The organism is Streptococcus sp. 27098_8_82 (assembly GCF_041431615.1).
Taxonomy (GTDB): domain Bacteria; phylum Bacillota; class Bacilli; order Lactobacillales; family Streptococcaceae; genus Streptococcus; species Streptococcus sanguinis_K.
This window is the reverse complement of record NZ_JAPVYB010000003.1, coordinates 45888-58089: the sequence shown is the minus strand read 5'-3', so window position 1 is coordinate 58089 and position 12202 is coordinate 45888. Positions and strand designations below refer to the sequence as shown.

Annotated in this window: 12 protein-coding genes; all 12 read right to left on the bottom strand. The window is 41.4% G+C overall.

Going from position 1 to position 12202, the window contains the following annotated elements; genetic code table 11:
* Positions 1 to 124: 124 nt before the first annotated feature.
* The 12 genes from O3627_RS06425 to O3627_RS06370 all read right to left on the bottom strand — a co-directional run bounded on the left by O3627_RS06425 (position 125) and on the right by O3627_RS06370 (position 12201).
* Positions 125 to 1534: a hypothetical protein gene (locus O3627_RS06425; RefSeq protein ID WP_125382652.1), complete on the bottom strand. Its 1410-nt coding sequence runs from the start codon at positions 1532 to 1534 to the stop codon at positions 125 to 127.
* Positions 1535 to 1544: 10 nt separating this feature from the next.
* Complete coding sequence (locus O3627_RS06420; protein ID WP_185756131.1) at positions 1545 to 2630, bottom strand: NAD(P)-dependent oxidoreductase; 1086 nt, start codon at positions 2628 to 2630, stop codon at positions 1545 to 1547.
* Positions 2611 to 3333: a 2-C-methyl-D-erythritol 4-phosphate cytidylyltransferase gene (gene ispD, locus O3627_RS06415; RefSeq protein ID WP_002894037.1), complete on the bottom strand. Its 723-nt coding sequence runs from the start codon at positions 3331 to 3333 to the stop codon at positions 2611 to 2613. The genes O3627_RS06420 and ispD overlap by 20 nt, the downstream gene beginning before the upstream one ends.
* Positions 3330 to 4655 carry an O-antigen polymerase gene (locus O3627_RS06410; protein WP_125396550.1) on the bottom strand — a complete coding sequence of 442 codons (1326 nt, stop codon included), beginning with the start codon at positions 4653 to 4655 and terminating at the stop codon, positions 3330 to 3332. The genes ispD and O3627_RS06410 overlap by 4 nt, the downstream gene beginning before the upstream one ends.
* Complete coding sequence (locus O3627_RS06405; RefSeq protein WP_002920400.1) at positions 4655 to 5578, bottom strand: phosphorylcholine transferase LicD; 924 nt, start codon at positions 5576 to 5578, stop codon at positions 4655 to 4657. The genes O3627_RS06410 and O3627_RS06405 overlap by 1 nt, the downstream gene beginning before the upstream one ends.
* 5 nt (positions 5579 to 5583) lie before the next feature.
* Positions 5584 to 6543 (bottom strand): glycosyltransferase family 2 protein, encoded by a 960-nt coding sequence (locus O3627_RS06400; RefSeq protein WP_002894043.1) that lies wholly within the window; start codon positions 6541 to 6543, stop codon positions 5584 to 5586.
* Positions 6544 to 6620: 77 nt separating this feature from the next.
* Positions 6621 to 7454, bottom strand: a complete 834-nt coding sequence (locus tag O3627_RS06395) for a glycosyltransferase (RefSeq protein ID WP_185756132.1) — start codon at positions 7452 to 7454, stop codon at positions 6621 to 6623.
* Between the two features lie 10 nt (positions 7455 to 7464).
* Positions 7465 to 8325, bottom strand: a complete 861-nt coding sequence (locus O3627_RS06390) for an NAD-dependent epimerase/dehydratase family protein (RefSeq protein WP_125382656.1) — start codon at positions 8323 to 8325, stop codon at positions 7465 to 7467.
* Positions 8326 to 8331: 6 nt separating this feature from the next.
* Positions 8332 to 8937: a sugar transferase gene (locus O3627_RS06385; RefSeq protein WP_371621319.1), complete on the bottom strand. Its 606-nt coding sequence runs from the start codon at positions 8935 to 8937 to the stop codon at positions 8332 to 8334.
* A 15-nt stretch (positions 8938 to 8952) separates the two neighbouring features.
* On the bottom strand, positions 8953 to 10755 hold the full coding sequence (locus O3627_RS06380) for a nucleoside-diphosphate sugar epimerase/dehydratase (protein WP_002894049.1): 1803 nt from the start codon (positions 10753 to 10755) through the stop codon (positions 8953 to 8955).
* A gap of 41 nt (positions 10756 to 10796) precedes the next feature.
* Entirely contained in the window at positions 10797 to 11495 is a 699-nt protein-coding gene (locus O3627_RS06375; protein WP_371621318.1) for a polysaccharide biosynthesis tyrosine autokinase, read from the bottom strand.
* A 10-nt stretch (positions 11496 to 11505) separates the two neighbouring features.
* Positions 11506 to 12201: a Wzz/FepE/Etk N-terminal domain-containing protein gene (locus tag O3627_RS06370; protein WP_002894051.1), complete on the bottom strand. Its 696-nt coding sequence runs from the start codon at positions 12199 to 12201 to the stop codon at positions 11506 to 11508.
* Position 12202 lies beyond the last annotated feature (1 nt).

The window sequence follows — 12202 nt, the reverse complement described above, 5'->3', positions numbered from 1 at the left end:
GCTCATCAAGACCAGATTACACGCCCATTAAAAAACATATCAATTGATGACAGGAGAGTGCATATAAAAAGCCCGGACAGGGCTTAGCGTTTAGATTGTTAAACTATTTATAATTTCTCGAGCATCAACGAGCCCGCAATTGCTGGAGCAGACCTTTCAAACTTTTGTATTTGTAAATGCTGTAGGTCAGATAGACAAATCCGTAAGCTGCAGCAGCTAGATAAACTGATAAAAACCAATTCGAAGCAATAAATACAAGCGTCATTAGCAACTCAACCCAGATATCTTTGACGACTTCGATCTGCATCCTCTTGGCTAAGATTAGCTCTGCCAGTATACTCCTAGTCGCCAGCAACAGCACGATAGACAGTACTGTGGCATTCAGATTGCGCAGAAAAACTGCAAAAATCAAGGTAGTAGCAAAGCTTAAAAGCATGGCAATAACATTTACTTTAAAAATCTGCCTCTCCATTCGTAAGGCTTTTAAGTAGGTATTGATAAGCAGAGCCATCTTGCCCTCGTAGACAGACATAGGAAAGACCAGAGCCATAAATATCAAGGACTCTCTGTAAGCCGGCAGCCAGCTGTCCAAAGCTATTTTCAGGGGATAATACAGCAAAAGCACTCCAAACATAAGAACCATAAGGATATTCCGCAACTGATTGTAAATCTTAGGCAACTTGCTTTCGTCCGTCCGTTTCAAAATCGGAAAGATGACCAAACCGATAGCGTTGATAAAGGTCATCAGCAGATTGGAAATGCTCAAGGTCAAGGATACTTTCCCAAATGTAGCAATGTTCCATACCTTTTGAATCCCCATTCTAACCGTTCCGATAATGAGCATACTGGCTACATTTGATAGCATCAGATTGATACCGACAGCAATATTGCGAACCATTTCCTGTATATCAAGCTTAAACTGATTGAGAGGTCGCAAGGCCATATCTCGGCATAGATACATGGCATAAAAAAGAGAAACAACTCTACCAATTAAATCTGCATAGACCATAATCTTGAAGTCTCGAAAACCCACGAAAATAAAGACCAGTAAAAGCAGTAAATAGAGGAGTCGGTCTCCACTGACAACATAAGAACTTTCCTTTAGTCGATTAGTCATCTGCAAAACGTAAACAAAGAGAAAGCGCAGATTGGTGACCAACATGGTATAAACCAAAAGTATAAAAACAAACCGACTGCTCCCATCTCTAATAAAGACAGAAGTCCCTAAGAAAAATAAAATTCCAATCCCTGTCAAATAGATCAAAAGCATGAGAAACTGAGAGAAAAACTTTTCTTTATCCAGATCATCATACTCCAAACCACCGTAGCGAAGGTAGATTCCGTCCACCCAGCCTAGATGAACAAAACCGGCATAAGATAAATAAAAAATATAGAGTTGCCAGTATCCATACTCCTCTACACCCATAATCTTAGGCAAAATCAAGACAACCAGAGAAGAAACTATTACTGTCAGCAAATTGGACAAGACGACATAGGAAAAATTAGCTACTATTTTTTTAAATCCACCAGACAAATTTGCCCTCCTATTTCTTCCTATCTGCTGCCATGCTCTCAATCAAACGTAAAAACATGGTTTCTAAATCAGTATGAGCTTGCCAGCCCAAACTTTCAAGCTTGTCCGTATTGAGACGAATCTTAACTGTCGGATTATATCCTAGCTTTTCCACATCCTCTGCCAAATCAAAGACCAAATTCGATTCATTGCTACCGCTTAGTTCAATAACCATCTCCGCCATCTCACGAATGGAAATAGCCGTTTCTTTATTAGCGACATTATATGCTTGACCTGCTTGGCCTTTCAGCAGAATGTAAAAAATGGCTTCAATGGCATCTTTGGTATAGCAGTAGTTCCGAACAGTCTCCCCTTTAGTTCGGAGGATAATATCTCTCTTTTCAAGAACGGCACGTGCAAACTGCGCAAAAACTCTGTTGTCTTCATAGCTCACACCTGGGCCAAAAGTTTGTGACAAACGAGCCATTCTAACCGGCACCTGATACTGATGACAATAGCCTACACACAAGGACTCTGCCATGCGCTTGCTTTCCGAATAACTGCTACGGACACTGGTTGGATCCAAATAACCGTAATCTTTCTCGCTAATGCTGGAAGCATCAGGACTTGTCGTCCCATAGACTTCCAGAGAAGAGAGATAGACCATACTGCGAACCTGCTTATTTTTAGCCAGCTCTAGCAGTTTTTTCGTTCCATTTACTGCTAGATCAATCGTCTCCACAGGATGTTTAACGAAAAAAGAGGAGTCCGTCGCACTGGCTCCATGGATAATATAATCCAAATCCTCCTCTACCTGCCAATCTGACAGCAAGTCAGCATACACTAGCTGCAGATTCTCACTATGTAAAAAATCCTGAAATAGAGCTTCCGCTTTTTTCTGATTTCGTGCCAAGGCCACTACTCTGACATTGGCATCGTACAAATCATTTAAAGCCATTAAGGCGGAAATACAGTGTCTGCCTACAAGTCCGGTTGCTCCGGTTACCAAGACTGTAACATTGCTCAATTCTCTAAGAATAGGACTGACAGCAGCTAGGTCTTCCATATCCTTTTGTAAAATCGTATTATTTTCCATATCAACCAAAAATTTGTGCATTTTCACGCGCTTCGTAAATCGCTCTAAAGATATAAAAATCAGATGGAGTCGTAATTTTAATATTTTCGCTGCCCCCCATGACTGTATGCAGAGGGAGTCCAAAATAACGAGCCAGTGTCGCAGAATCTGTCATATCAAACTGATTCTCTGCCTGAGCTTTTAAATGCAGGGAGTGAATCTTCGAAAGCGCGAAGGTTTGAGGGGCGACAGCTGTCTGACAAGTGGAACGCTCGATAACCTGATTAATAACATCCGCCTCATCGACCTGAATGACCGTTTCGATAACCGGCTTAACCGTAATAGCTGCCCCATACTTTTTGGCTGCCTCAATATTTTTAGAAATGATTCCCCCGTCAATCAAGGGGCGAACACCATCATGAATCAAAACATAGTCGTCATCGTTCTTGTACTTTTCCCGTAAGACAGATAGACCATTAAAAATAGACATTTGGCCAGTCTCTCCACCAGGAACCACTTGACTGACTTTTTTTATATTGAATCTAGCTAATAAATCTCTGCAGTAGTCCAGCCAGCCGTCTACACAGACAACCACAATGTCCGATACTGCCGGATGGTCTTCAAAGTGCTCAATCGTATGAATAATAATAGGCTTACCGTGCAACTCTAAAAACTGCTTGGGTAAGGTCTTGGTATTCATGCGGCTGCCTGTGCCGCCTGCGAATATCAGAGCTGATGTCGTCATACCGATACTTTCCTTCCTCTCGTTGTAAATCGTACTCTACTCAGTAAATCAGCTGCCATATAAATCACAAAAGCATAGATAATCCGATTAATATGGGTTGTCAGCAATGACAGCAACGTTTCCTGAAAGAATGAAATGACCAAAGGATACGCAAATAAAGCGAAAACAATAACCTTTAGCGGGGTGAAATAGCGTTTTTTGATAGAATAGTAGAAACTTCCGTAAAAGAAGCCATATAAAAGCTGAAAGATAAGGACTGAAAAATAACCAAAATCCTTGATAAAGTAGTAATAAATGGTGTAAACATTGGTTTTATCGTCGTTAAAATGAACAACAGGCAGGAAAGGTGTCAACTCATGGCTAGACAGACCGAGGGATTTCAATGTTCCATAGATAGCAATAAGAGTATTTTCTCCAAAGACTTGATTATCGCTATAAAGAGTAGGATTTTTTAGATAATAGTCTAAAGCCTGAATGGGTGAACCCATATATTTAACCAAATTATCCAAAATTCCAAACTCTGCCTGACTATCCACTCGATTGAGAACAAAGGTTCCAACCGCCATGAATAAGACAAGGAATACAAAGCCAATTATCAGCAAAGAGCGAAAAAGCTTCACACCATACCTGCTGTCTTTCCACGAATAATACTTCGAGAAAAATAACATATACACAATAGCATAGCCTGCAACCAAGCCCAGCAACTCCGTACGTCCAGTAGACAAGAGAGAAATACCTAAAGAAATCAGACTAACCAGCAGTAACTTGCCCTTGTAAAAAATGCCATCTTTTCCTGAAAAAATAGACTCGCAGAAAAAGTAGAAGAAAACAATTCCTAAGGAAAAGTTAACCCGCAACAAATTGAGGCTAAGACGACTAAGAGAGAAATCATAATTTGTAGTCATATGCCGAGCCAATTCAATGGTTTTAAACAATCCTCCAGGTACCTGCTTGCTCTGCGCTGCCAAGTAAAGCAAATCGGAATAAATAAACCTGACCGCATAAGCCAAAAACAAGAGAACTAAAATAATGAAAAAATTACTCACCTTTATTTGACTAGGTTTGGCGTCCAACTTTCTCTCAGCAAACAAATTCGATGACAAGAGGACTCCCATTAAAAAAATGGCATTCCCAACAAAGATAACAGTGACCGTTATCAGAGAAAGTCCCTCTCCCCATTTGGATGAATAAAATGCAGTAAAAATGCTTGCTATCATCCATATTGCCAAGTATATAAAAGCCGGGTTAGCATAGTCTCTCCCTACTGTTTTGATTGTCAAAAACAATAGGAAAAGGCCACCCAAAATTAGTAAAAAAACCATTATCTTCCTTCTATTAATTCAACCCAATTATCTCTCAGTCTGACATGACGTTCTGTCTGTTCTTTTTTTTCAGGCGGTGTCATGTAATCACCATAGCGATTGGTCAGATACTTGTCCGCATCATTCGGTCCGTCGAACTCATAGCCTTCGAAGGAATACTTCTTAGCTGGATAGAAACTTTCATAGTCAATAGTCTCTCCCAAATAGCCTTTTACACCATAAGCAATGGTTATTTTTGAAGTCTTCTTATTAGACTGGATGAGTTTTTCCATCAACTTATACATATTAGCCGGCCCCATGATAAAAGAAGGGAAGCCTATCAGTCTTCTGATCCAAAGATTTTGTCTGAGTTCTTTGGATTCTTTAGCCATATAGGTCAGATGCGGAGTAAACTTCGTATAGCAGCGTGAGCTATTGTGTGACAAATCCAAGGCTCTGAACAGAAGACCCTTGAGCTTGCGAAGCATGTTATTCTCTGGGACAAAGTCAATTGGCAGCATATCAAGATAGAGATGTTTCTTTTTACTGAAACCTTCTCCCAAAACATCATAGTAGGTCAATGACTTGCTCTGCAGCTTTAGAACCTTAAAGACACTGTCTGTCGCATCCGCAGGAGAGATCAGCTCGAAGTCCTCGCTGTCTGCAAAGATTTCCTGCAGACGATTGTAGTCCTCTCGGAACATCACCAAGTCGATATCATCGTCCCAAGGGATATAGCCCCCATGTCGCAAAGAACCAATCAAGGTCCCTGCAACCATGTAGGAATGAATATGATGCCGACGACACTCTGCATCAAATTTTTTATACATTTGTAAATAGGCTTTTTGTAAAACCTTTAATTTATCATCCGTAATTTTCTGATACATGGGGCTGAAGCGTTCTCCCAAAGCCAACTCCCATTCAATCTTACTGGTTCCTCTCATTTTTCTTACCTCCCAAACTTTTTCAATAATCTCCTAGCAACTCCATTCAGTGAATAGGTGTATACCAAATCACTGATGAAATCTTTTATTGTTCGATACTCCCTTATTTGAAACATCAGGCCCAAAGCCCAAAATGGATTTCTAGACTGTAATAATTTCAGTCTAAGATTGGTCAAGGCCAAAGCCCTAGCAAGCTTGCGATGATCCGCCTCAGAAATCTGTCGCTCCTCTGCGATTTTTTTCACGGACTCATAGCGACTGATGACCTTCTGTAAATAGTTAATCCTAGATAACCTTGTTTTATTAAAACTGAGCGACGACGCAGACTGGGTTACATTCGCCTGATGAATGCGATGCTGATCTAGAAGCTTGTCCAAGCAAACAACTTTTCCATACAATGGAGCCAGCATACCAAATAAAACATCATGATAGTCAAATCCAGGATAATCCGTATACTGCTGCTGCAAAATATCTGTCAGTACCGACTTTCTAAAAGCTGTCTGATAACCTGACGGCCAATTTTTCAGAAGCCAAGCTAGATTTCTTTCTCGACATTCTCCTGAAACCTTGGGCTCTTTGATGACCTGACCATTTTGATCAATCAAGTAAGACTGGCCATACACCATAGCAACGTCTGTTTCTAACAGTACTTTCTGCAAGGCAGCTGTTTTATCAGGCAGCCATTTATCATCCTGATCAGCGAAAAAAACAATATCGTGCTCAGCCAAACTCGCTAATTTTATAAAAGTTCGATAATGACCTAAATTTTCCTGATTTTCAATCAGCTGCCAATCCGTCAGTTGATGCTTGGTGATGTAGTCCCTGATTAGCGCCACTGTCTGATCTGTCGAACAGTCATCACAGATAATGACCTGATCAGGCTTCAGCTTTTGAGTGCGGATAGAGTCTAGTTGCTCCAAAATAAACTCCGCCCCATTATAGGTCGCCATCACGACAGAAATCATTTCTCCCTCCTTCCTAAACTTTTCATCCTATATCGCTTTCTCCCTATCTAAGCTAGACTGCTCTGTCTGTAAAGCCATTACTTTCTTCTAAGCAGATACTTATAAATGAACGCTTTTATCCAAATAGGCGTTCCCACAAAAGCACGAATCATCAACATATTTTGATAATATTGCCCTCGGTTCAACATACTATGTGACAGCAAAAAAGTATTGACTACTTTCCAGCTGGCAATCTGCTCTGTCTGGCTTCTTCTTGTATGCATGCCGTTTCCGACACGAGCATAAACCAAGACCTGATTAAGATTGGCGAAACGACAGCCCTGAGCAGCCATTCTCGCCCAAAGATAATAGTCTTCCACTAAAGGCAAGGGCTTGTAATTGCCTGCTTTTAAAACAGATGATTTCTTGAAAAATACCGTCATGTGACAGAAAGGATTTCTCCGCTGCAACCTTTTGATAATCTCTTCATGGGAAAGCGGCATTTGTTTCTCTGCCACTATTTGATCTGGTTCCGAATCAAATTCTATGATATTTCCCCCCAGAACATCTAACTGCGGATGCTGCTCAATATAGTCCACTTGTTGTTGAAAACGGTCCGGTGTCGCAATGTCATCTGTATCCATTCTAGCAATCCAGTCATAAGAACAAGCCTCAACTCCCTGATGCAAAGCTTCTCCCAATCCGACATTTTCCTTTAAAGGTAGAACTTTCATCTCTGGAAATGTTTCCTTGAAATCTTGAATCATCTGATAAAGCTCTTCTGTCAGCGGCCCATCCTCTACAAGGACAAGCTCATCTGGCTTGCGGCTTTGCTCTATAAGAACGCTATTTAGACTCTTTCTTAAGAAATCTGGATTCTCCTTCTGATAGACAGACATCAATACCGAAAATTTCACTAACAATCCCCCCATTCATCCTAAACTAGTTTCCCTTCTCCGTCTTCTCAATAGACCTCCTAAAATTTGCCACCTGATAAGACTGAGGATAGCCAGACATCTCTTTTTCATAAGTTAAATCTGAAAACAGCTTATTCAGAGTCGAAACATAGCGGGACAGTCCTTTTAAAATCCAGTTAAATGCAGGCAGCAAGACTACTCTCTGACCATGAGTCCTTTTTATTTCTCTGACTAGCTGAGAGGTATTGACATAGTCCTGATTTTGAGGATAGAAGACACCGCTGTCTTGATTCTGAACAATCAGTCTGATAAACTCACAAAGGTTTTCAATATAAATCATACTACGTTCGTTCTGGACCAAAGGGAAGACTGGTAGCTTCTGAGCCAACTTTGACAGTCGCTTATAATTTCCCTTAGCTTGATGACCATAAACCATAGGCGGCCGTAAAACTGCCAATTTGAAATCTTCACTCTCCAATTCCGCCAGAAGTTGCTCAGCAGCTAGTTTGCTTTTGCCATAAAAAGAATCAGGACGCTCTTGTGTCTCCTTTGTGATAACACAGTCTCCCAAAACTTCGCCATAGACGCTCATGCTGCTCATAAAGATAAACTGTTTGACACCTTCGCCTTTAGCCTTTTGAGCCAATTCATAAGGTAGCTGAGTATTGACTTGATTATATACCGATTCCATCTCTTTTGATGGGTTGGAGATATGGACAATCGCCGCCAAATGCAAAATTACATCAAAAGACGAAAAATCTTTCTCCTTCCAGGCTTCTCCGCGGACGTCCAACTCATCAACCTGAACATCCTCCCGTGAAGAAACATACCTCTTAAAGCTCCGGCCAATATAGCTACCCTCTCCCGTAATTAATATTCTTTTCATCAGCCTTTAATCTTTCTTTTCCATATTTCCCATGCCGCCTTCGAGAACGCCTTCGCTCTTGGCCACACTCTTAATGGTGCCAAAGAAACAGCGGACATCCAATAAAAAAGATAGATACTGGACGTAGTAGCCATCCAATTCCGCTTTCTTGGCAATCGGCAACTCATCTCGCCCGTGAATCTGAGCCCATCCCGTCAGACCTGGTAAAACATCATTTGCTCCATAGCGGTCTCGCTCTTCAATCAAATCATACTGATTCCAAAGAGCCGGTCTTGGACCTATGATACTCATATCACCAACAAAAATATTCCAAATCTGAGGCAACTCATCCAGAGATGTCTTCCTAAGAAACTTCCCAACTTTTGTAATCCATTGCTCAGGATTTTCAAGTAAATGAGTTGGGGTATCTTTAGGTGTGTCAATTCGCATCGTTCTAAATTTCAAAATATAGAAGTGTTTCTTATGCAGACCGACCCGCTTCTGTTTGAACAAAACTGGTCCTTTTGAATCCAATTTAATAGCGAGTACTAGAAGCAGAAAAAACGGTGATAAGGCAATCATTCCTAAGAATGACAAGACTATATCCAATGTTCGTTTAAAAAATTTATACATGATTATCCTAAAAACTTATTGCTGTGCAAACTTTACCAAGCTGTCCTTGAGGTCATTTGCACCAAGAGACAGAAGAGAGTCCACATAGGAATCCACCTCTGTCTTGGGCAACGACTGAACATTCCCTACAAAAATCTTTTCATAGACTTGATCATTGACCTTTTCCTTGGCAGACAAGAGCTCTTCATAAAGCTTTTCACCCGGTCGAATGCCTGCTTCCTGAATCTGAATCTCCTCTTCAGTATGACCACTGAGTGTGATCATCTTTTTAGCCAAGTCCAAAATTTTCACAGGCTCGCCCATATCCAAGACAAAAACCTCTCCCCCTTGCATCAAGGCCCCAGCCTGAATCACCAAGCGGCTGGCTTCTGGTATCGTCATGAAATAGCGTGTCATTCGAAAGTCCGTCACGGTGATTGGACCTCCCTTGGCAATCTGCTCCTTGAACAAAGGAACAACACTACCTCGGCTGCCCAAAACATTCCCAAAGCGGACAGCTGAGAAAAGAGTCTTTCCTTCTTCATTTAAACTGGTTACGACCATTTCTGCTACACGCTTAGTTGCCCCCATAACATTAGGCGGGTTGACCGCCTTATCTGTAGAAATCATGACAAATTTCGCGACACCAGCTGCCTTTGCTGCTTCTGCTACATTTCGTGTACCATAGATATTGTTTTTGACCGCTTCTGTCGGATTGTACTCCATCAAAGGAACATGCTTATGAGCTGCTGCATGATACACTCGATCAGGACGATAGGTTTCCATAATATGGAAAATCCTCTCTCTATCTTGAATATCTGCAATGATTGGAATCAACTCAATGTCATCTTTATATCGGCTTGACAGCTCCTTATGAATCAAATAAATGGAATTTTCTCCATGACCTAGAAGCAGGAGCCTAGCTGGGCAGAATTGAGCAATCTGACGGCAAAGTTCCGAGCCGATAGAACCACCAGCCCCTGTAACAAGCACTGTCTTACATTTAATATTGGACTTCAAACTTTGCTGATCCAGCTTAACTTCTTTACGCCCTAACAGATCTGCAATATCAATTTCCTGAAGTTTGCTGACAGATAGTTTCCCCGTAATCACCTGTTCATACTTAGGCATGGCATTGACCTTGACCTCCGTTTGTTGGCAATACTCTACGATTCGCTCGTAATCATCCGGAGCCAATGAAGGAATGGCAATGACAATTTGTTCGACTTCATAATTTCCCACAATTTCAGGTATCTGCTCGGTTGTTCCTACAACTTTTACTCCATGAAGATAGGTATTTTGCTTATTCTTATCGTCATCTACAATCGCGACTATCTTTAAATCTTTTGATTTTTGCTGGGCTGTCTTGATAAAAAGACTAGCACCATCCCCTGAACCAACAACAAGGGTTTTCGTCCCATCTACTTTCTTTCCCAGTAAGGCTGACGGGTGCTGCACGAATTCATGAATCTCCCGCCAAGTCAGCCTTGAAGCAATAACCAACAAAAAAGATAGCAGCATAGAAAGGACGATATATCTACTGTTTGTGGATTCGTAAAAAATTTTCTCTGCAATGTATACAATTGAGTAAGCTCCTAAAATTGAGCCCCCCACTCGAAACATTGTTTTGTAATCTGTATACCTTGTAATGGTAGAAAAGACATTCGACAGTGTTGCAAATGTCAAATACAATACAATAATCCCCATTAAAATAGAGACAAAAGATAAATCCGTTATCCCGACATATTTTGCTAAGAAGAATTTTGAAATCCCCTGACTTATACTGAGCAAAATAATATCAACAATAATTAAGATGACTCTTTTTCTCGCTCTTGTCATGTTCCTAATCTCCCAATTATCCTAAAACTCTTTAATCCCTATTATTTCCCATAATTGCCATAGCTGCCATATCCCCCATAAGTTCCGTAGGCACCATAGCGTTCCAAATCAATGTTATATTTATTGAGGACAACACCCAAAAAAGAAGTTCCCGTTTGTTCCAACTGCTCTTTAGCCTTCATGACTGCTTTTCGTTTGATACGGCCTGCTTGTGTCACCAAGAAGCTAGCATCGCATTTCTGAGCGATGATAGCCGCATCAATGACCAGACCAATCGGTGAAGTATCCACAATGATATAGTCATAACGAACACGTAAATCAGTCAAAAGCGCATCAAACTGCTTGCTTTGCAAAAGCCCCGTCGGATTAGGTGATACTGGACCAGATAAGATCACATCCAGGTTGTCCAGATCTGTATCGTTGATGACTTCATGCAGGGCAGCCTGTCCTGACAGATAGTCCGTCAGTCCTGATACTTTTCTCTGACTGCTAAACACACCTGACATGACTGAGTTGCGGATATCCGCATCGATCATCAAGGTCTTGTGACCAGCTCTGGCAAAGGCGGCTGCGAGGTTCACTGAGGTTGTAGACTTTCCTTCATTTGCCGTCACCGAGCTTATTTCGACCATTTTGATATTGGCGCCACTCAGCTGTACATTAGTACTTAGAGCATTGTAGTATTCCTCGGTTAGTTTGACAAGGTTCCTTTTTTTCCTAACTAATTCTAAGGTTGCCATTTTCTCTCCCTTACATTCTGTTCATATCTGGGATAACGCCCAATAACGTCAAGCCCATGACTTCTTCAATGTCCTCTGGCTTTTTCACCCGATCATCCAGGATTTCTACAGCGATGATAAAGATCGACATCAGGACACTGCCCCCTAAAAATCCTAAGATAACATTACGCCGAATATTTGGTGAAGAAGGCTCTGCTGGGACTGTTGCTTCTTCCAAAGTTGTCACATCAGAAACTTTTGTCACCTCGATGATTTTCTCAGCGGCGATATTACGAAAGGCATTGGCAATGCGAGCCGCTTCCTCTGGATTGTCATCCTTAACTGTAATCGAAACGATACGAGTATCCGCCGGAACGGAAACGGTGATGTGACGCGTCAGCTCTCTTGGTGACGTTTGCAGTTTCAACTCACTAATTGCCTGTGACAGAACCGCCTGTGACAGAATGATTTCCTTAAAGTCCTTAACGAGGTATGAACCCGCCTGCAGGTCCTGATTGGTCAAAGCTGCCTGCGTCTCGTTCTGACGGCTAACCACATAGATGCGTGTGGTGCTCTGATACATTTTCTTAGCAATAAAGACGCTGTAGCCAAAAGCCAGCAAAGAAAAGAGCACCGCTCCCAATACGATGGTAAATTTCTTCAGCCATAAGGCTCTCAGCAAGGACAGAATATCGATTTCTACGATTTGCTTTTCTTGTTTTTCCATT